22 protein-coding genes are annotated in these 20,110 nt (G+C 69.0%); 10 read left to right on the top strand and 12 right to left on the bottom strand.

Going from position 1 to position 20,110, the window contains the following annotated elements:
- The first annotated feature begins 74 nt into the window (after nt 1-74).
- From AB0M48_RS16085 to AB0M48_RS16065, 5 genes are all read left to right on the top strand, one after another.
- Entirely contained in the window at nt 75-647 is a 573-nt protein-coding gene (locus tag AB0M48_RS16085) for a biotin transporter BioY (RefSeq protein WP_363841772.1), read from the top strand.
- A gap of 10 nt (nt 648-657) precedes the next feature.
- Entirely contained in the window at nt 658-1,320 is a 663-nt protein-coding gene (locus tag AB0M48_RS16080; protein ID WP_363841769.1) for a nucleotidyltransferase domain-containing protein, read from the top strand.
- Nucleotides 1,321-1,342: 22 nt separating this feature from the next.
- Entirely contained in the window at nt 1,343-2,128 is a 786-nt protein-coding gene (locus tag AB0M48_RS16075; protein ID WP_363841765.1) for a TIGR04222 domain-containing membrane protein, read from the top strand.
- 39 nt (nt 2,129-2,167) lie between these two features.
- Nucleotides 2,168-2,551 (top strand): hypothetical protein, encoded by a 384-nt coding sequence (locus tag AB0M48_RS16070; protein WP_363841762.1) that lies wholly within the window; start codon nt 2,168-2,170, stop codon nt 2,549-2,551.
- 120 nt (nt 2,552-2,671) lie between these two features.
- Complete coding sequence (locus tag AB0M48_RS16065) at nt 2,672-4,591, top strand: ATP-dependent DNA helicase (protein WP_363842697.1); 1,920 nt, start codon at nt 2,672-2,674, stop codon at nt 4,589-4,591.
- On the opposite strand, the gene AB0M48_RS16060 is transcribed toward AB0M48_RS16065, so the two are convergent.
- The 6 genes from AB0M48_RS16060 to ctaD form a co-directional block, all read right to left on the bottom strand.
- Nucleotides 4,560-5,156 (bottom strand): hypothetical protein, encoded by a 597-nt coding sequence (locus AB0M48_RS16060; RefSeq protein ID WP_363841759.1) that lies wholly within the window; start codon nt 5,154-5,156, stop codon nt 4,560-4,562. The genes AB0M48_RS16065 and AB0M48_RS16060 overlap by 32 nt on opposite strands.
- Nucleotides 5,157-5,223: 67 nt before the next feature.
- Entirely contained in the window at nt 5,224-5,796 is a 573-nt protein-coding gene (locus tag AB0M48_RS16055) for a hypothetical protein (protein ID WP_363841756.1), read from the bottom strand.
- A gap of 22 nt (nt 5,797-5,818) precedes the next feature.
- Nucleotides 5,819-7,105 (bottom strand): phospholipase D family protein, encoded by a 1,287-nt coding sequence (locus AB0M48_RS16050; RefSeq protein WP_363841753.1) that lies wholly within the window; start codon nt 7,103-7,105, stop codon nt 5,819-5,821.
- Between the two features lie 132 nt (nt 7,106-7,237).
- A complete protein-coding gene (locus AB0M48_RS16045) occupies nt 7,238-7,915 on the bottom strand; it encodes a peptidyl-tRNA hydrolase (protein WP_363841750.1) in 678 nt (225 codons plus the stop codon).
- Complete coding sequence (gene serB / locus AB0M48_RS16040) at nt 7,915-9,129, bottom strand: phosphoserine phosphatase SerB (protein WP_363841747.1); 1,215 nt, start codon at nt 9,127-9,129, stop codon at nt 7,915-7,917. The genes AB0M48_RS16045 and serB overlap by 1 nt, the downstream gene beginning before the upstream one ends.
- Before the next feature lie 161 nt (nt 9,130-9,290).
- A complete protein-coding gene (ctaD, locus tag AB0M48_RS16035) occupies nt 9,291-11,078 on the bottom strand; it encodes a cytochrome c oxidase subunit I (RefSeq protein ID WP_363841744.1) in 1,788 nt (595 codons plus the stop codon).
- A 133-nt stretch (nt 11,079-11,211) separates the two neighbouring features.
- Between ctaD and AB0M48_RS16030 the strand changes: the two genes are divergently transcribed.
- On the top strand, nt 11,212-11,727 hold the full coding sequence (locus AB0M48_RS16030) for a DUF305 domain-containing protein (RefSeq protein ID WP_363841741.1): 516 nt from the start codon (nt 11,212-11,214) through the stop codon (nt 11,725-11,727).
- Nucleotides 11,728-11,743: 16 nt separating this feature from the next.
- Nucleotides 11,744-12,523: an aminoglycoside phosphotransferase family protein gene (locus AB0M48_RS16025; RefSeq protein ID WP_363841738.1), complete on the top strand. Its 780-nt coding sequence runs from the start codon at nt 11,744-11,746 to the stop codon at nt 12,521-12,523.
- Here the strand turns inward: AB0M48_RS16025 and AB0M48_RS16020 are convergent.
- The 6 genes from AB0M48_RS16020 to AB0M48_RS15995 all read right to left on the bottom strand — a co-directional run bounded on the left by AB0M48_RS16020 (nt 12,520) and on the right by AB0M48_RS15995 (nt 16,758).
- Complete coding sequence (locus AB0M48_RS16020; protein WP_363841735.1) at nt 12,520-13,245, bottom strand: LPXTG cell wall anchor domain-containing protein; 726 nt, start codon at nt 13,243-13,245, stop codon at nt 12,520-12,522. The two genes, AB0M48_RS16025 and AB0M48_RS16020, sit on opposite strands and share 4 nt — an antisense overlap.
- Before the next feature lie 193 nt (nt 13,246-13,438).
- Nucleotides 13,439-14,152, bottom strand: a complete 714-nt coding sequence (locus AB0M48_RS16015; protein WP_363841732.1) for an LPXTG cell wall anchor domain-containing protein — start codon at nt 14,150-14,152, stop codon at nt 13,439-13,441.
- A gap of 196 nt (nt 14,153-14,348) precedes the next feature.
- Nucleotides 14,349-14,537 (bottom strand): hypothetical protein, encoded by a 189-nt coding sequence (locus tag AB0M48_RS16010; RefSeq protein ID WP_319986443.1) that lies wholly within the window; start codon nt 14,535-14,537, stop codon nt 14,349-14,351.
- 475 nt (nt 14,538-15,012) lie between these two features.
- Complete coding sequence (locus AB0M48_RS16005; RefSeq protein WP_363841729.1) at nt 15,013-15,177, bottom strand: hypothetical protein; 165 nt, start codon at nt 15,175-15,177, stop codon at nt 15,013-15,015.
- A 23-nt stretch (nt 15,178-15,200) separates the two neighbouring features.
- Nucleotides 15,201-16,481 (bottom strand): HEXXH motif-containing putative peptide modification protein, encoded by a 1,281-nt coding sequence (locus AB0M48_RS16000; RefSeq protein ID WP_363841727.1) that lies wholly within the window; start codon nt 16,479-16,481, stop codon nt 15,201-15,203.
- Nucleotides 16,482-16,605: 124 nt separating this feature from the next.
- A complete protein-coding gene (locus AB0M48_RS15995; RefSeq protein WP_169746011.1) occupies nt 16,606-16,758 on the bottom strand; it encodes a hypothetical protein in 153 nt (50 codons plus the stop codon).
- 157 nt (nt 16,759-16,915) lie between these two features.
- Between AB0M48_RS15995 and AB0M48_RS15990 the strand changes: the two genes are divergently transcribed.
- The 3 genes from AB0M48_RS15990 (at nt 16,916) to AB0M48_RS15980 (ending at nt 20,014) form a co-directional block, all read left to right on the top strand.
- On the top strand, nt 16,916-17,713 hold the full coding sequence (locus tag AB0M48_RS15990; protein WP_363841723.1) for an FCD domain-containing protein: 798 nt from the start codon (nt 16,916-16,918) through the stop codon (nt 17,711-17,713).
- An 88-nt stretch (nt 17,714-17,801) separates the two neighbouring features.
- Nucleotides 17,802-18,938 carry a hypothetical protein gene (locus AB0M48_RS15985; protein ID WP_363841720.1) on the top strand — a complete coding sequence of 379 codons (1,137 nt, stop codon included), beginning with the start codon at nt 17,802-17,804 and terminating at the stop codon, nt 18,936-18,938.
- Between the two features lie 92 nt (nt 18,939-19,030).
- Nucleotides 19,031-20,014, top strand: coding sequence for a substrate-binding domain-containing protein (locus AB0M48_RS15980; protein WP_363841717.1), 984 nt, complete (start codon nt 19,031-19,033; stop codon nt 20,012-20,014).
- Nucleotides 20,015-20,110: the final 96 nt, after the last annotated feature.

Raw genomic sequence — 20,110 nt, 5'->3', positions numbered from 1 at the left:
TGGAGATCGAACAAAGACGTTCTCGAGCCTGCGTGGTTAACCTCGGTTCACTCGATTCCGCCTGGGAGGGAACCGTGACTCTCGCACTCGCGCCTCGTCGCACCGTGCTCGCCGACTTCGTGCCGGGCGCCGTGGCCCGTGACCTCGCGCTCGTCGTCGCCGGTGCCGCGTTCACCGGCCTGGCCGCTCAGGTGGCGCTGCCGATTCCCGGCAGCCCGGTTCCGCTGACGGGCCAGACGTTCGCCGCCCTGCTCGTCGGCGCCTCGCTCGGCTGGCAGCGCGGAGCGACCTCGATGCTGCTGTACCTGATCGCCGGAGTCGCGGGCGTGCCGTGGTTCCAGGGCGGTTCGTCCGGTGTGCCGGTCTCGCTCGGCTACGTCGTCGGCTTCGTGTTCGCCGGTGCCCTCGTGGGCTACCTGGCCGGCCGCGGTGGCGACCGCACGCCGTTGCGGACGCTGGGGACGATGGCGCTGGGCAACCTGGCGATCTACTCGATCGGCGTCCCGTGGCTGATGGCGATGACCGGGATGTCGTTCGGCAAGGCCCTGGCCGTGGGCGTGCTGCCGTTCCTGATCGGTGACGCGCTGAAGATCGCGCTCGCCGCCGGCGTGCTGCCGGGAGCCTGGGCACTCGTCCGCCGCCGGTAGCTTGGACCGGGTGGTGACACCTGGGGAGTACCTCACGTTCTTGGATGCGCGCCTGCCCGGTCTCGTGGCAGGCGCGCATGTTTACGGGTCACGTGTGCTCGGCGACGTCGTGCACGACTCCGACCTGGACATCGTGATCGAGCTTTCGGCGCCCGCTGACGTGCCCGCCTTCGAGGGAGCCGACGTCGCGGTCGTGCCGGCCGGTGCGCTGGAGAAGCCGGTGTTCGACGTGACGCCGCTGGCCGGTGAGATCACTCCCGTGCTGTGGCAACAACTGCGGACCGTCGGACAGACCGTGCGCGGCACACGACCCACCTGTCCGGGCACTGCCGCAGACGTCGAGGCCTACTGCCGCGACAACCTCGTCAGCTACTGGAAGCTGGACTTCGACCGCCTCCGCGAGGTGCTGCCGTCCTTGGACCCCGGAGCGGCGATTCCGCGCGACTCGCTGCTGTGGGTGGGCCTCGGCCCGGCCCGGCTGTGGCACACGATCCGGACCGGTGAGATCGTCAGCAAGTCGCGCGCCGGCGAACTGGCCGCCGCCCGCTGGCCGGACCTGCCGATCCTGGACCTCGTGGCGTCCCGGCGGGGCGCGGACGTGCCGCTGACGGTCGCGCACGCCGCGGCCTCCCTCGAACTGTTCGACCGGATCATGGCCGACGTAACGACGTGAGGTCCGCGGCCGAGAAATCCGCGTGACCACGCATACCCCCGAAGAGCTGGGCTGCCTGGCCGGCGGCCCGGCCCGCGCGGCCGAGGTGGCTCTGGCCCGGCTGATCCAGGCCGGCCTGGTCAGGGTCTCGCGCGAGGGCGTGCTGAGCGCCGTCCACGTGCCCGGCACAGGCCCGGCCACCACGCTGGAAGCGCAGATCCTGAGCAGCCTGCGCCACGGCCGCCACCTGAACGACGTCATCCACGGCGCGTTCAGCTCGGCCGAGGCGGCAGGCCTGCGCGCCCACCTGATCAACCGCAGGCTCCTGCGCCGCCGCCGCTCCCTGCGCCCCCGCCTCTACCCGTGGCTGTTCATGCTGGCACCTCTGCTCATGGTCGCCGGGGTGCTCAACGCCGTGGCTCCGGAACTCCAGCGCGAGTTCGTGCCGCAGCTGCCGGAGTTCCCGTTCTGGTACTTCTTCGCGGCCGCGGCAGCGGTGTTCGTCCTCGGTTCGGTGCTGGCCGTGCGCGACCCGGGCCGGCTGCGCACCAGGGCCGGCTACGTCCTGATGAAACGGGCGCAGCGCCGGGTGAACGCGCACGACCCGGTCGGCGCGGTCGCCGTGCACGGGCTGCGCGGGCGGATCGGCGGGCTCGCGATCGCCGGCATGTTCGGGCTCAGCGCGCTCGTGGTCGGGACGCTGCCCGGACGGGACTCGACGGGCAGCAGCAGCTGCGGCGGTGGGTGTTCGTCGAGTTCGTGCAGCAGCGGCGGTGGTGACGGCGGCAGCAGCTGCGGTGGTGGGTGCGGCGGCGGTGGCGGCGACTGAGCGGGTAACGGGGCGGACTTCGCGGCCGACAGGCCCGGCATGACCAAGTGGGACGAGCACGGTCTTCTCGACAAGGTGAGCGACGCACTGCGGCAGGCCAGCCCGCTCTACCTGAGCGCATACCAGCTCGCGATCAAGCTGGAACGCGCACACCCCGGTCTCGCGGAGCGGCTCGGCAAGCCGCTCGGCGGCGCAGGCGTCGGAGTGCACAACAGCCTGACCGAGTACCTGGCCGGCCAGCTGGTCGGCCGCATCGATCGGGAGGGGGCGGCCTTTCCCGTCGAGCGCGCGCACCTCTCCAGTGAGGACGTGCGTGAGGTCCGCTTCGCCGGCCCGGGCGGGACCGACTTGGTCAGCAGCCTGACCGGCAGCGGCTACCACCTCTCCCTCTTCCGGTGGCGTGGACCGGTCAGCAACTCCTGAGCGGGACTGTCGGACCCTCCGGGTACGGTCTGTCCCGTGCCTGAAGTTCCCCCCACCCTGAGCCTGCTCGAAACCGCCGTCCACGCCGTGGGTGGCGCGGAGCGTCCTGGTCAGGTGGAGATGGCCGAGGCCGTCGACCACTCGATCCGCACGGGCGAGCACCTCGCGGTGCAGGCGGGCACGGGTACCGGCAAGTCGCTGGCGTACCTGGTGCCGGCGATCCGGCACGCGGTGGCCGAGGACGAGACGGTGGTGGTCTCGACGGCCACGATCGCGTTGCAGCGGCAGCTGGTGGACCGGGATCTGCCGCGGCTCTCCAAGGCGCTCAAGAAGGACCTGGGGCGTGAGCCCACGTTCGCGATCCTCAAGGGCCGCAGGAACTACCTGTGCATGCACCGCGTGCACAACGGTGCGCCGGACGAGCCGGAGGAGGACGCGCTGTTCGACCCGTTCGCGGTGTCGAAGCTCGGGCGCGAGGTGAAGCGGCTGCACGAGTGGTCGTCGGACACCGAGACCGGGGATCGCGACGAGCTCGTGCCCGGTGTCAGCGAGCAGGCGTGGCGGCAGGTCAGCGTCACGGCCCGGGAGTGCCTCGGGGTGTCGAAGTGCCCGATCGGGTCCGACTGCTTCGCGGAGCGGGCGCGGGCCGAGGCGGGCAAGGCGGACGTGGTGGTCACGAACCACGCGATGCTCGCCATCGACGCGCTGGAGGGCTACCAGGTCCTGCCCGACCACGACGTGGTGGTGATCGACGAGGCGCACGACCTGGTCGACCGCATCACGTCGGTGGCCACGGAGGAGCTCAGCGGGGCGTCCGTGGGCATGGCCGCGCGGCGGTGCGGGCGGCTCATCGACCAGGACATCGCGGACCGGCTGGCCGAGGCTAGCGACGGGCTCGCGATGATCCTCGAGGACATGCCGCCGGGGCGGCTGGACGCGCTGCCGAGGGCTCTCGCGGGTGCGCTGGCGGCGACGCGCGACGCGGCGCACAACTGCATGTCGGCCATGGGGTCGGAGCGCAAGGAGGACCCGGACGGGGCGACGGCGCGCAAGCTCGCGCTGGCGTTGCTGGAAGAGGTCCACGACTGCGCGGTGCGGGTGCTGGAGGCGTTCGACGAGGAACGCGACGTCGTGTGGGTCTCGGGGGACTTCAACCAGAAGGCGCCCTCGCTGCGGGTGGCACCGCTCGGGGTCGGCGGGTTGCTGCGGGAGCGGTTGTTCGCCAAGCGCACCACCGTTCTGACGTCCGCGACGCTGACTTTGGGCGGCGCCTTCGACACGATGGCGCGCCAGTGGGGCCTGCCGCCGTCGGAGAAGGTCCGCAAGATCGAGGGCGCGGCGACCGAGAAGGACATTGACGGTCCCAAGTGGAGCGGCCTCGACGTGGGCTCGCCGTTCCAGCACGGCACCAGCGGAATCCTCTACGTGGCAAGGCATCTGCCGGTGCCGGGCCGTGACGGTCTGCCGCCGGAGTACCTCGACGAGATCGAGGGCCTGGTGAACGCGGCGGGTGGCCGCGCGCTCGGCCTGTTCTCCTCGATGCGGGCGGCCAAGGCCGCCACCGAGGCACTGCGGGACAAGATCGAGTACCCCATCCTGTGCCAGGGCGACGACGCGACGGGCCTGCTGGTCAAGAAGTTTTCCGAGGACGAGCGCACGTGCCTGTTCGGCACCTTGTCGTTGTGGCAGGGCGTCGACGTGCCGGGGCCCAGCCTCCAGCTCGTGATCATGGACCGCATCCCGTTCCCGCGCCCGGACGACCCGCTGGCCTCCGCCCGCCAGAAGGCGGTGAGCTCACGCGGCGGCAACGGCTTCCTGACCGTCGCCGCCACGCACGCCGCCCTGCTGATGGCCCAGGGCGCCGGCAGGTTGCTGCGCTCGATGTCGGACAAGGGCGTGGTGGCCGTCCTCGATCCGCGCATCGCGACCGCTCGCTACGGCGGCTTCATCAGGGCCTCACTCCCCCCGTTCTGGACGACCTACGACCCGGAAGTGGTGCGCGGCGCCCTCAAGCGCCTGGACGAGGCTCAGACCCGTTGATCCGCTCGACGAGCTCGTCGCGGTAGGCCTGGGCCTCCGCCAGTTCCGGTTCGGAACCGTCGGTCCGGGCGAGCGCGCCTTCGAGGATCTTCAACCCCTGCCGCTCGTCCCCCTTCGCGTCCGCCAACCGTGCCGCGTTCTCCATGGCTTTCGCGAGCTTGGTGCTCGCCTCCGGTTCCTGCACGGCCTTGCTGATCCGGATCCAGTTGCCCCCCGGATCGACGACGGCGAACCCGGTGTAGCGGTCGTTGCGCAGCCGCGGCCGGGTCATCCGCGGAATGCCGGAGATGAGCACCTTCCCGTGCACAGCGCGCATTCCCGCCGCGAACGCCTCGTACAACGGCCCGGTGTCCTCGACGATGACCGCGCACGTGCTGTGCGACTGCTCCGGAACGTGCCCGTCCAACCCGTAGAAGTGCAGGTTGATGTCTTCAAGCCGCATGCAGACGTACGGGTTCGGGCGCGTCTGCCGGTAGGTGATGGAGAAGCCGAGCATCTCGTAGAAAGCCGACATCTCGTCGATGTCGACACAGGGCAGGAGCGGAATCGTCAGTTCGTTTGCCACCGCCCGAAGCTAAGCCCGGCCGCGCCGAAACGACACGGAGCTATTTGCTCAAGCGAACGAAATTCCACTACCTGCGCAGATCAAGCCGTTCGAGCAGCTCTTCGCGGAACTCCAGCGCGGAGGCCCGCTCCTCCTCCGAAGCGTGCACCTCCCGCGCCAGCGCGTCTTCGATGATCTTCAACGCCCGCCGCTCCGCCGCGTGCGACCCGGCCAGCGTCACCGCGCTGTTCAACGCCCGCGACAGCCCGTTCCGCCCGTTCTCCCGCTCGCGCACCGCGGGCACGACCCGGATCCAGTTGCCGCCGGGGTCGACGAACAGGAACCCGTCCCGCCGGGGCCGCGTCATCCGCGGAATGCCCGTGATCAACACCTGCCCGTACACGGCGCGCATCCCGGCCGCGAACGCGTCGTGCAGCTCACGCGGGTCCTCGACCTGGATCAGGCACGAGCTGTACGACTGCTCGGCCTGGTAGCCGGGGATGCCGAAGAAGTGGAGGTTGATCTCGTCCCGCCGCACCGACAGGTACGCGTTCGGACGGCGCTGCCGGTACGTGACCGTGAACCCGAGCATCACGTAGAACTCGGCCACCTCGTCGATGGAGGCGCACGGGAGCAGCGGGATCGTCACCTCGTTGGCCACGTCGCCAAACTAGACCCGGAGATCAGCCGTCGACCAGCAATCCGCGTAACGGTCCTTGCAATCTTCCGGCACGGCGGGACACACCGGGCAGCGACGTCACCCGCGCCGGACGTTCCAGGCCCGGGCGCCACATCGTGTCCACCACCTGGTGCACAGGACCGGACACGTCACCCTCCAGGCCGTCCAGGTGCTCCGCCCACAGCTTCAGCCGAGTCGCCCGCACGACCGCGGCGTCGTCGGTCACCACGTTGACCTCGGTGTCGTTGAACAACGAGTGCTCGTTCAGGTTCGCCGAGCCGACGGACATCCACTTGTCGTCCACAATGCACAGCTTGGCGTGCACGTAGACCGGCGCATCCCCGTGCGAGACAAGGGTTGCGGCGAGAACCTGGTTGCCGGTGTCGGCGTCGAGCATCCGGCCGAGCTGGCCACGGGTGGTGTCGGCGCCGTTGCTCGGCTTCTGCGGCAACAACAGCACCAGCCGGAAGTCCGGTGACGGCGGGTTCTTCAGCTTCTCCAGCAGCACCTCGGTGATCTCCGGCGACCACAGGAACTGGTTCTCCACGTACACGAACGACTCCGCCGCCCGCAGCGCCCGCAGGTACGAGTCGAGCAGGCTGAAGTCGCCGTGCGGCGAGAAGTCGTAGGTCTTCTCCGGAATCGTGCGGACGAGCTGCACCGACGACGACCCGGCCTCCGGCGGCACCTCCGGAGAGGGCAGGGTCTCCCCCGCGATCTCCAGCCAGCGCGCGGCGAAGTGCGCGGCCACCTCCGCGACGACCGGGCCCTCCAGCTTCGCGATGTGGTCGTGCCAGCCAAGGTCGCGCGGCGGGTGGTCCGGCGAGTCGTGGCGGTCGCCCTCCACCGCCGTCATGTCGAGGCCGCCGACGAACGCCACGTCGTCGACGATCACGATTTTCTCGTGGTGGCAGTGCAGGGTGCGTTCGCGCGCGTCGAGCTCGCAGCGGATGGCCCCGCATTCCAGGAAGGCCTTCTGCGCCGCGGCGGCCCGCTTCCGCGTCGGTTCGAAGAACGGCACGGGCGGGCCCGCCCACAGCAGGACGCGCACCGGCACCCGTTCCGCTGCCGCCGACAGCAGTTCGCGCAACTGCGGCGCACCCGGTTCCCGGGTCAGCTGGAAGTCGGGTGACGCGTGCCAGTTCGCGATGTGGATGTACTTCTGCGCACCCTCGATCGCCTTCGCGATGACCGGGAACGCGTTGGCCCCGTCGACCAGGACCTCGATGTTGTTGCCGCGCTGCACAGGACGGCGCGGGGTGAACCATCCCGCGCCGTCGCCTTCGAGCACATCGCCCCATCCCAGTCTCCGCAGTCTTCGCGTGTGATGGGAGCACAGCAAGTTCTCCAGCCCGTCTCCGAGCCGGGCGTCAAGAACGTCGAGGAAGCCCACGAGAGGCGGATTTACCCGTTTCGCGCGCTTCTAAACGGCGAGCACCGTCGTGGTGCCCGGCTCGACCTCCGTGAAACCCGCGTCCCGCACCGCCACGACGTCGCCGCGGTGGATCAGCGAGTCCCACTCCGCCACGGACGGCGTCCGCACGGCACACCGGTAGTCCAGGTCCGCCCACGCCTTCAGCTCGACCGCCGAGAGGTGCGGCGCCAGCAGCATCGACGCGTGGCCGACCTGGGCCGCGAGCTTGCCTGCGGACATCTCGACGCGCGGGTTCACGTACAGCAGCCGCGCACCCTCGGGCACGGGTCCGGGCTCGTCGACGGGCAGGTCGGAGCCGGAGATCTGCAGCTTGGCGACCTCCCGCGGCGTCTCGGACACCAGCACGGGCAGCAGCGAACGGACTGACGCGCCGTCGACCGTCACGGTCACCCCCGGCAGCTCCTGCACGGCCTCCCACTGCACGCCACGGGCTCGCCGCGACACCTTGCGGATCCGGCCGGCCACCCACGCCCGCACCGCCTCGTGCCACTCGCCGTCGACGTCGGCACGCGGGTCGAGGCACACCGCGACCGCCGAAGCGGCCGCGGCCTCCAGCAGCGCCGTCCGGGACGGCGGGTCGACGCGTTCGATGCGCAACACCATCGGCATCGCGCGGACTTCCGACTCCTCGGCGTAGTTCCGGGAGGCGATGAGGTCGAGGATCATCACAGCCGGGTCAGCTCCAGGCCGTCCGCGGCGTCCGCTGCTTCCACCTCGGCCCGCGTCACGCCGAGGATGAACAGCACCGCGTCCAGGAACGGGTGCGACAGCGCCGTGTCGGCCACCTCGCGCAGCGCGGGCTTGGCGTTGAAGGCGATGCCGAGGCCCGCCGCGTTCAGCATGTCGATGTCGTTCGCGCCGTCACCGACCGCCACGCACTGCGCCAGCGACACACCGACCTCCTCGGCGAACCGGCGCAGCGCCACGGCCTTGCCCGGCCGGTCGACGATCTCCCCGACGACCTGCCCGGTCAGCTTGCCGTCCACGACCTCCAGCGTGTTCGCCGCGCAGAAGTCCAGCTGCAGCTCGTCCGCGAGACCCGTGATCACCGACGTGAACCCGCCGGACACCACGCCGCAGTAGAAGCCGAGGCGCTTCAGCGTCCGGATCGTCGTGCGCGCGCCGGCCGTGAGCTCCAACGAGGACCCGACCTCCGCCAGCACCTTCTCGTCGAGGCCCTCCAGCAACGCCACCCGGCGGCGCAGCGACTCCGCGAAGTCGAGCTCGCCGCGCATCGCGGCCTCGGTGATCTCGCGCACCTGCTCCTCGCACCCGACGTGCGCGGCCAGCATCTCGATCACCTCGCCCTGGATGAGCGTGGAGTCGACGTCGAACACCACCAGGCGCTTGGCCCTGCGGGTCAGCCCGGCGCGTTCGACCGCGACGTCGAGGCCCACCCGGACCGACACGTCGGCGAGTGCCGAGCGCAGCGCCGCGTCGTTCTCCATCGTGTCATCCGCGACCGAAACGCGCAGCTCAAGACCCGTAACGGGGTAGTCGGCGACACCGCGGATCGCGTCGATGTTCACGCCGAGCGACGCCAGCCGGCGCGCGACCTCGGTGAACGCCTTCGCGGTGACCGGGCGGCCCAGCACGATCAGCACGTGCGAGGACTCCAGGCGGGCGGTGCGCTTCGAGTCCGCGCCGATCTCGATCTCCACGTGCATGGAGACGGTGGCCATGGCCTGCTCGACCGACTCCTGCAGGCCCTCGGGGTCGTGGTCGGTCGAGACCAGCGCGCCGAGCACCAGCCGGCCCCTGATCACGACCTGTTCCACGTCGAGCACCTCGACGCCGTGCCTGGTCAGCACGGCGAAGAGCACCGAGGAGACGCCAGGCTTGTCGGGTCCGGTCACGGTGATGAGCACGGGCGTTTTCACGTCGTCGTCTCCTCGTAGACGCGAAGAGCCCCGACCGCGTGGAAGCAGCCGGGGCTCGTCGTTGAACCTGTTACCGAGCCTACTGTTTTCAACAACAAGACCGGTCCAAGTCTTTCGTCCGGCCGACTCGCTTCGCGGGTGGCCGGACGAAAGACTTGGAGTTACTTGTGGTCGTCGTCGTCCTTCTCGGAGGCCGTACCCGACTTCATCGCGGACGCCGCCATCTCGGACAGCGCGGGCGGCGCGTCCTTGTGCTGGATCGTCTTGCCGGTGAAGGTCACGTGACCCTCGTTCCGGATCCGCTCGATCATGTGCGGGTAGTGCAGCTCGAACGCCGGGCGCTCCGAACGGATCCGGGGCAGCTCGGTGAAGTTGTGCCGCGGCGGCGGGGACGAGGTGGCCCACTCGAGCGAGTTGCCGTAGCCCCACGGGTCGTCCGCCGTGACGACCTCACCGAAGCGGTAGCTCCGGAAGACGTTCCAGATGAACGGCAGCGTCGACGCGCCCAGGATGTAGGCGCCGATCGTCGAGATCATGTTCAGCGTCGTGAAGCCGTCGGACGCGAGGTAGTCGGCGTACCGGCGCGGCATGCCCTCGTTGCCCAGCCAGTGCTGGACGAGGAACGTCGCGTGGAAGCCGAGGAACGTCGTCCAGAAGTGCAGCTTGCCGAGCGGCTCGTCCATGAAGCGGCCGGTGATCTTCGGGAACCAGAAGTAGATACCCGCGAAGGTCGCGAACACGATCGTGCCGTAGAGCACGTAGTGGAAGTGCGCGACGACGAAGTACGTGTCGGACACGTGGAAGTCGATCGCGGGCGCGGCCAGCAGGATGCCGGACAGACCACCGAAGAGGAACGTGACGATGAAGCCGATGCTGAACAGCATGGGCGTCTCGAACGTCAGCTGCCCCTTCCACATCGTGCCGATCCAGTTGAAGAACTTCACACCGGTCGGGACCGCGATGAGGAACGTCATGAAGGCGAAGAACGGCAGCAGCACGGCGCCGGTCGCGTACATGTGGTGCGCCCACACGGCGACGGACAGGGCCGCGATGCCGAGCGTCGCGTAGACCAGGCCGTTGTAACCGAAGATCGGCTTGCGGCTGAACACCGGGAAGATCTCCGACACGATGCCGAAGAACGGCAAGGCGACGATGTAGACCTCCGGGTGCCCGAAGAACCAGAAGAGGTGCTGCCACAGGATCACGCCGCCGTTGGCGGGGTCGAACACGTGGGCACCGAGGTGGCGGTCGGCCAGCAGGCCGAGCAGCGCGGCGGTGAGGATCGGGAACGCGAGCAGCACCAGCACCGACGTCACCAGGATGTTCCAGGTGAAGATCGGCATCCGGAACATCGTCATGCCGGGCGCGCGCAGGCAGACCACGGTGGTGATCATGTTCACCGCGCCGAGGATGGTGCCGAGACCACCGACCACCAGGCCGGAGATCCAGAGGTCGGCACCCGCACCGGGCGAGTGGATGGCGCTCGACAGCGGCGTGTACGCGAACCAGCCGAAGTCAGCCGCGCCACCGGGGGTGACGAAGCCCGCCATCACGATCAGGCCACCGAAGAGGTACAGCCAGTACGAGAAGGCGTTGAGCCGCGGGAACGCCACGTCGGGCGAGCCGATCTGCAGCGGGAGCACGAAGTTCGCGAAGCCGAAGACGATCGGCGTCGCGTAGAGCAGCAGCATCACGGTGCCGTGCATCGTGAAGAGCTGGTTGAACTGCTCCTGGCTCAGGAACTGCATGCCCGGACGGGCCAGCTCGGTCCGCATCAGCATGGCCATCGCGCCGCCGACCATGAAGAAGGCGAACGAGGTGACCAGGTACATGATGCCGATTTGCTTGTGGTCCGTGGTGCGGAACATCCGCAGCAGGAAGGACCCCTTGACCGCAGTGCGCGTCGGGTAAGGACGCGTTGCGATCGGCTGCGGGGCTACGGCCGTCACGGTACCTCCAGGCCTTGGTGGGACCAGTAGTTCGGGAAACTCCCCGGATATTAGACGGAGCCGATCAGCTCCATTCGGGTGGGCCATGGCCGGTGGCCAGCGGCGTAGCGCACGTCACACGTATCCTGCCGCCGTGCTCCGATTGCTCGCTGTCGCTTCTGTCCTGTTGCTGGCCGCCTGTGGCTCTCCGGCCACGCACAACTCCGCGGACGTCTCGTTCGCCCAGGGAATGGTGCCGCACCACGAGCAGGCGCTGGAGATGTCCGGGCTCGTCGCGTCCCGCACGGAGAACCCCCGGCTGATCGACCTGGCCAAGCGCATCGCGGACGCCCAGAAGCCCGAGATCGACCGCATGAACGGCTGGCTTCGCGCGTGGAACGCGCCGGTGCAGGCGTCGTCGCACACCTCGCACGGCGACGCGGAGAACCACGGCATGGTCGAGCTGGGCAACCTCGCGGACCTGGACGGCACCGAGTTCGACCGCCAGTGGCTGTCGCTGATGATCCAGCACCACAGGGGCGCCGTGGAGATGGCGCAGAAGCACCTGGGGGCCGGCACCGACCCGGAGACGCGCAAGCTCGCCCAGGAGGTCGTGAGCCACCAGCAGAAGGAGATCGCGGAAATGGAGTCGCTCCTCCCCCAGGGCTGATGCCAGCCTTCTGGCCGTGAGCGCTCTAACAGCCGCCGTGTCTCTCGCGGCTTCGCACGGCGTGGTCTGTTCCGACCCCGTCGTGCTCAAGCAGGGCAGCAACGTCCTCGTGCACCTGCGCCCGGCCCCGGTCGTGGCCCGGATCGCCGCGCGCACGGCCCTGGTGCGGCCTTCGGTCTCGGACCACTTCGCCCGCGACCTGGCGGTGTCGGCCTTCCTGGCCTCACGCGGCGTGCCGGTCGTGACGCCCTCTGCGGAGCTTCCCGCCGGGCCTCACGTGTCCGATGGCTTCGTGCTCTCGTTCAGCACGTACGTCCCGCACGACCCCGCGGCGAGGCTGCCCAGGCAGGACGTCCTCAAGCTCCTGCCGGACCTGCACGCCGAACTGAGGCTCTACGAGGGCGCACTGCCCACGCGCGGCCCGCTGGACGACGTGGACAACGTCCTGACCTACCTGGACGGCCTGGGCGTACCGGACCTGGCCAGGTTCCGGGAGTGGCGCGACGACCTGCTCGCCGCCTGGCCCGCGCACCACAACGACGTCCAGCCGCTGCACGGCGACTCGCACCCCGGCAACCTGCTGATGACGCCGTCAGGTCCGGTCTGGAACGACTTCGAGGACACCTGGCACGGCCCGCTCGCCTGGGACTTGGCGTGTTCCGCAGACAAAGAGGAAGCCGCCCAACGCACCGTGGAGATCTACGGCGGCGGGGCGGCTCCTTCAGACGTGGAGTTCCACGCGGAGACACGACGCATGTTCGGCACGCTCTGGAGCGTGCTCATGCAGTGGTCTTAGACGCGACGCCTGCGCATCACGAGCACCATCGCGGCACCAGCGGCCACGAGCGCGGCACCGAGGCCGAGCATCCACGCGGACCCGAACCCGGTGGCGGCGAGGTCGTTCACCTCGGCGACCGGTACAGGTGCGACGGTGGTCGTCGTCGTCGTGGGCGCGACCTCGGCGGAGGAAGACGACGTGGCCGGCTCGGAGCTCGAAGCGGAGGTCGGCGTCGAGGAGTGAGTCACGGTCGACTCGGACGTGGTGGTCGTCGCGGTCGTGGTGGTCGTGGTGCTGGTGGGCGACTGTTCGACAGCGACACCGCATCCGAACCACTGACCGATCTCCGGAAGGTTTCCGCCGTCGACGACCGGAGCGCGCAGTTCGTTCCACGGCAGCGCGTCGAGCTTGTCGGCCAGGTAGACGTTGAAGACGTCCCCGGCCTTCACAAGCATGCCCGTGACCTCCACGTCCTCGGGCAACCCGGTGATGTTCAGGTGCTGCTGGTTGTCGCCGCCGGTGTAGACGAACTTCCCGGGCAGGACCACGTTCCCGCTGAGCCCGCCCACGGTGCAGGCCTCAGGGTGGTTGACGTCGATGAACCGGGAGAACGGCTGCGCGCGCGGGTCGTCCGTGGTCACCTCGTCGGCGAACGCACTGGTCGCCAGCACGAGCGAGGCCGCAGCGGCCAGAGCGGCCGAGGCGAGCAGGCCGGAACGTCTCAGGGGCGTCAAACGCATCGGGTCACTCCGTGGGGTCGGCGGATGCCGCGATCTAAGACGATCGACGTCCCCCGAACGGGTTAGGTGACGATCAACAGTGCACCCTGTGGCCGAGTTGTTATTGCTCCGTGAGGTGCAACCCCAAACGAAAAAGCCGCCCCAGGCGCCGTAGTGATCTACGGGCGCGGGGCGGCTTCCTCACGAAGTGGTCTTAGGCGCGACGCCTGCGCATCACGAGCAGCACAGCGGCACCGCCGGCGACGAGCGCGGCACCGAGGCCGAGCAGCCAGGCGGACCCGAATCCGGTCGACGCCAGGTCGTCCTCGTCGGCGACGGGCACGGGCGCGACCGTCGTGGTCGTGGTCGGCGCGACCTCACCGGAGGTGGTGGTCGTCGTCGTGGCGCTCGTGGTCGAGCTCGGGGACGACGACTGCGTGACCGTCGACGTGGAAGTCGTCGTGGCCGTGGTCGAGATCGTCGTCGTGGTCGTGTCCTTGATGCCACAGGCGTACCAGTGGCTGATGTCCGGGGCCTTGCCGTTCTTGTCCGGCGACCGCAGGTCGTTCCACGGCAGCGCACCGAGCTTGGCGGCGAGGTAGACGTTGTACGCCTCCGCGCCCTTCACCACGACACCGGTGACCGTCACGCCCGCGGGGCCGGCGGTGATGTCCAGGTCCTGCTTGCCGACACCGCCGGTGAAGGTGAACTCGCCGGGCGCGATCGGGGTGCCGGTCAGCCCACCGACGGTGCAGGCGTCCCTGTGCTCGATGTCGACGTTGTCCTCGTACGCGACCGCGCGATCGTCACCAGACACTGGAGCCGGCTTGTCGGGCTGCGCGAACGCGGTGGTCACCAGGGCGAGCGTGGCCACGGCGGCCACGGCGGTGGCGCCGAGCAGGCCGGATCTTCTCAGGGGCAGGCGCATCGGGTTACTCCGTGGAGGTTGGTGGATTCGGCGATCTAAGACGATCGACGTCCTCCGAACGGCCTAGATGACGATCAACTGCACCCTTGTGGCCGAGTTGTTACACGTCCGTGAGGTCGCATCCCAAACGACCGAACGCCAAAGGGGCCTGCCCTGCGGCAGACCCCCTTGGAAGCACACAGGCGCGGGACGACTCTCAGTCGTTCTGCGCCACCTCGGCGGGCTTGAGGAACACCGTGCCACCGTTCGGCATGCGCCGGAACCAGTCAACGGGAGTGACGGGCTGGCCGAGCACCGGACCCGCACCAGTGGGGAGGTGGGGAACGGGAACGCCGGCACCAAGGGGGATCTGGGGCCGACCGAGAGGCTGGTTCGGGGTGGTCATGGTTCCTTCTCGACGAATGGGGTCGGGGCCTGCGCGCGAGAACTCCGGATACCCGGGATGCCCTCAACCACGACTCGTTACGACACGATGTCGAGCTTGTGATACCCGGTTCGCCTGAGTGTGACCTCGCACGGTATTCATCGCCTATCGTGACGGCGCACGCCGGAAAACGACTGGTGACGGCGTCGAACACGTAGGGGTTTGTGGCACACCGGGTGGACCGGATGCGGAAGTCTACAACGCCCCGCAAGGGGCCTCACCTGCACATTCGCCGCTTAGGACACGAAAGTGTGAGTGCTGCCGTTCAGCCCGTGCGCGCAGCACAACGGGCAGCACCACGATGGGCCGTGCGGCGGAACAACTGCTCCCGGCGGCCATCCCAGGCGCGACCCGCTCGGTCAGAAATAGAAGAAATGAACACATTCCTCATTCGACGCGGAAATACCTGCGGCCGTTGCCGACGCCACCAACAAGATCATCGGGGCGGGCGGAGGTGGACCGTGCCGCCGTTCGGCATGCGCCGGAACCACTCGATCGGCACCACGGACCGCCTCTCCGGCACGCCCGCGCCAGGAGGCAGCCGCACTCCCCCGGCCGGAGGGGACTGCTGCTGACGGACAACCCGGTTCGAGGTGGTCATGGTTCCTTCTCGGACGATCTGAGTCACTCACTCGCTTCGATGATCGAGAACACGTGCAACGACCCCAGAGCGGCCGCCAGGCGCCGCCGCGCCTCGGGCACGCCGGTCCGCCAGCGTCCGGCGGCGTTCCCGAGCAACGTCCCGAACGGTGCCGGCGCCCGGCGGCACTCGTTCAGCACCCAGCCGGCGTCGGGGTCGAGCCAGAAGATCTCCGGCCGTTCCCCCACGCGACCCACCACGGCGCGACCGCTCTTCGCGAGCCGGTAGGCCACGTCCGGCAGCACTCGGAAGTTCCCGTCCTCGCTGATGCCGGTGGCCAGCAGGGACGTGTCCGCAGTGGACACCCCTTCGGCCGCACCGGCCACTCGACCCGCGAGGGCGTGCAGCAACCATCGCGCGTCCGGCAGCAGGTCGTGCTCGTGCGCCAGCAACCAGTCACCGATCTCGTCGGCCCGCTCCCGCGCCTTGGGCAGCAAGGAGTGCGGGCCGAGTTGTTCCGATTCGGACGACAGGAAGAACTGGCTCAGACAGGTGTAGGCGTGCCACGCCGCGAAGGTCTGCTCCAGAGGCCATCGGGCGTGAGACCAGGAGTTCTCGAAGTACTCCGCGTCTTCGGCGTGCGCGTCGAGGAACTCCCGCGTGATGGCGAAGTCGAAGAACTTCTCGTGCGCGCCCTCGTGCACGAGCGCCTCAGCCACCTCCATCGGGCCCGCCGGCTCGTCGATCAGCACGATTCCGGGCACGTACCGCGACGAAGCGGAGACCACTCCCCCCGACGTCTCCGCCTTGAGCACCGCGAGCATCGACACGTGGGCCAGCAGGTCGGCGGCCATCGCGGGGGCGAGTCGCCGGAACAGCTCGACACCTTCGGCGACGATCTTGATCGCCGTCTCGAACCTCTCCCCGTCCGCCTCGGTCAGCGGTCGCGGCGCCTGACCGGGCGGGGCGATGATGCGCAACGGCGCTTCGAGCCGCTCCGCTGCCGCCGGATCGGACGCCACCGCGATGCCGGCGTCCCGCACGCCCATCGCGGCGACCTCACGCAGCGCGTCCGGGTCCACGCCGCCATGCCCCGCCAGGGCACGACCGAGCTCGTAGCGCACGATCGGGTGGTCGAGGAGGTTGTCCGACATCTCCGTTCCGGGCGCGAACAGTGCGACGGCGAGGCGGTAGAGCGCACGTCGCTCGTCGACCAGCACGTCCGCGGGCGCGAGCCGCGCGTGCAGTGCAGGTGCTGATGGAGAACCCAACATCGAAGACCCCGTGTTCACGTACCCGGCGGCGCGGAGCCGGCGCGTGACCACCGGAGACTCCCTGTCGCGGGAAGATAGCGACCTGCGTCACCCACGCGAAACCGGGATCCCCCCGAACGACCGGTGCCCGGCCTGCGCCTGGGGACGCTGACCGGGCACCGGCTGGTTCTGTTCATCAGCCGAACATGATGCTGGTGACGTTCACGAAGCCGACGACGGCCAGTGCGATGACCGAGACGGCGATCATCGTGATCACGGTGCGCCAGCCGATCGCGGTGACGGCGACTGCGACGGCGGCGGCGATTCCGAGTGCACTCCCTGCGGACATCTCGTTCCCTCCCGACTGGGCGAGTACGTGCTCCCAGGTGTGGGCGGTCCCGGGCGCCTCGCCTGACAAAAGGGTCTCGCGTTGTAGGTTGTCTGTCAACGGTCGCCAGGTTGCCAGACAAGTTGCAACCGGGAGGCAACACGCCTAAGCTGGACCAATGCCCGCCGACGACGTTCATCTCGGCGAGAGCTGGTCGCTCTCGCCCGATTCGCGACGGCCCCTCCCGGAGCTCATCGAGCAAAAGCTCCGCGAGCAGATCATCGGCGGCACCCTCAAAGCCGGCGACCGCCTCCCCACGGAGCCGGAACTCGCACGCAAACTGGATGTCGCGAGGTCCTCGCTGCGCACCGCACTGCAACGGCTGCAGCTCCAGGGCATCGTCGAGGTCCGCCGCGGGCTGGGCTGGTACGTCCGCCGCACGGACCTCGCCGCCGTCGAGGAGCACATCGAGGGAAGACTCGCCGCGAGGCAGTTCTCCCAGACCGACCTGCTGGAAGTCCGGATCGCGCTGGAGACCACCGCCGCGTCGCTGGCCGCGGTGCGCGCGGGCGACGGCGAACTGGACGAGCTGGCCAAGCTGAACCACCGCTACCAGCGAGCGCAGGTCGAGGACGCGCAGGAGGTGATCGAGTCGGACGAGGAGTTCCACTCGGCGCTGATCCGCGCGTCGCACAACGAACTGCTGGAGCAGATGTACCAGGTCCTCGTGCCGGGCCTGCAGGACTGCAAGCGCCACGCGCACCCGTCGCGGGAGGTGCACAACCGTTCCGCGAACGAGCACGAGCAGGTGATCTGGTTCCTCCGCCGTCACGACGAGGTGGGCGCGAAGAGCGCGATGACCACCCATCTGCTCGGGCTGTACAACGACGTGGCCACGGACGACATGCAGCCCAAAGCGACTCTCAGCACGTACGTCGGGGTGTCGGACAACCCGATCTGGGGCAAGTCGCGCTGATACGGCAGTGACCGAAAGGGGCTGGCGCTGACCCCTCCTCACTCCCACCATGTATGGACGGCCGGTGGAGTGAGGGGGCGGCGACCAGGTGGCGACGGCGCGCAAGCACGAACAAGTGCTGGCCGTCGCGATCCTGCTGATCGCCGTCGCGGCCGCGGACCTGGCGGCAGTGCTGCTGTGGCAACCCACTTCGCGAAGCCTGCTGCACGACGCGTTGGTCGTGTTCTGGCCGTTGCCGGCGCTCGCCGGCTTCCTGATCGGCTCCTACGAGCTGTTCCTGCACAAGCGCCTCGTCGCGGAGTTCGGCCGGATCTCCGGGCCCGGCATCGTCGAACACCTGCTTCCTTCCGAGGTGCTGCGCACGTTCCTCTCGTCCGTGTACGGCCCGAACGACGCGAACGACGACGTGGTGGCGGGTGTGCTCGGCGGTGAAGGCATGCGCCCGCGCGGCGACGACCTGACGATCAGCACCAGCACCACCGTGAAGCTGGAACTGCAGGGCATCGACACCAAGACGTACCACCTGATGACGACGCAGCGGTACCAGTTCCGCAACCACGTCCCCACCGAACGCTTCGTCATCTTCGCCACCTCGAACGCGACGCTGCGGGACAGCATCAGCGCCGCCTGTCGCCACCCGTTGTTCGAGCTGTACTTCATCCCGGACCCGTCGCTGTTCCTCGACTCGGTCGACGACCTGCGCCACTCCACCCAGATCGCCATCGACTACCTCGACCACGAAGGACTGCGCCGCTCGGCCGAACCCAGTCAGATCCCTCCGGTCGAGGTCAGGTTCGACCAGTGGGCCAACTACCTGACGTTCTTCCGCGAGTCCACAGGTCCCCTGGGCAAGCTCAGCCCGGTCGACCACATGAGTGACCTGCGGATCCTCGAGTGCGACCTCAGCCGCATCGCGGACGACCACGTGGTGCGCGCGATCCGCGAGCTCACCGTCTGGTCGCGCACGTTGCAGCGCACCAACGACGGCTTCTGCTACTGGCAGTCGCCTTATCCGTCCTTTGTGGACACGATCAGCTTCGACGCGACCGGGCTGGCCGTCGAGCAGTCGCCCAGGCACGAGTTCCGGGTCATGCCCTTCACCTTCCGGTCGGCGACGGCGGCCGCGCGCTGGCTGGAGGCCGGTGAGCTGGAGGACCTGGACGTGCGGTCGTGGCTTCTGCCGGGGCACGGGGTGGCTTTGCTGTGGCGAGAGGCGAGGGGCTGAACCGGGTCGGCGTCCATCGCGGTCTGCCTCGCCCGCCGAGAGGGTGAGCATGGCACTGCAAGTGAGCGCAAGAAATTGCGTACACTTGCGACATGACGCAACGGAGGCTGGCCGAAGTCGCGGCCAAGGTCGGGGTCAGCGAGGCCACCGTCAGCCGGGTGCTGAACGGCAAGCCGGGTGTCTCCGACGCCACGCGCAGTGCCGTCCTCACCGCGCTTGACGTGCTGGGTTACGAGAGGCCGACGCAGCTCAGGGGTGAACGCGCGCGGCTGGTCGGGCTGGTGCTGCCCGAGTTGCAGAACCCGATCTTCCCCGCGTTCGCGGACGTGGTCGGCAACGCGCTCGCGCAACGGGGGTTCACGCCTGTTCTGTGCACGCGGACGGCCGGCGGGGTGACCGAGGCGGAGTACTTGGAGCTCCTGCTGGAGCAGCACGTCAGCGGGATCGTGTTCGCCGGCGGGCTGTACGCGCAGAAGGACGCGAGTCACGGCCACTACCAGCAGATGATGTCCCGCAAACTGCCAACGGTGCTGGTCAACGCCGCTATAGACGATCTGGCGTTCCCGCGGGTGTCGTGTGATGACGCGGTGGCGGTCGAGCAGGCGTACGGGCATCTGACGTCGCTCGGGCACAAGCGGATCGGGGCCGTGCTCGGGCCGCCGGACCACGTGCCCAGTCAGCGCAAGCTGCAGGCGATCGACAAGTGCGGCGGGGCCGATGTCGAGCACGCGATGTTCAGTCTCGAAGGCGGGCAGGCGGCGGCCACCAAGCTCGTGCAGCGCCGGGTCACGGCGATCATCTGCGCCAGCGACCCCCTGGCGCTTGGTGCGATCAGGGCCGTGCGCCGGGCCGGGCTGGACGTGCCCAAGGACGTGTCGATCATCGGGTACGACGATTCCGCGTTCATGACCTGCACTGATCCGCCGCTGACGACGGTTCGGCAGCCGATCGAGGCGATGGGGCGGGCGGCCGTCGAGCTGCTGGCCAACCAGATCTCCGGCAACGCCGTGGCGCCGGACGAGTTGCTCTTCGAGCCGGAGTTGGTGGTGCGGGCGTCCAGTGCGCCGGTGAGGTAACGAGCACAGTCGTCTTCTTGCGAGTTTTCGTCTGGATATTGCGTTCAGATGTAACGGCGCCTTATGGTCGCCGTCACATCGACGCGCTCGCGAGAA

Source organism: Lentzea sp. NPDC051208 (assembly GCF_040682435.1).
Classification (GTDB): Bacteria; Actinomycetota; Actinomycetes; order Mycobacteriales; family Pseudonocardiaceae; genus Lentzea; species Lentzea kristufekii.
Note: the sequence above shows the minus strand (reverse complement) of the source record. Positions and strands in the feature narration are given on the sequence as shown.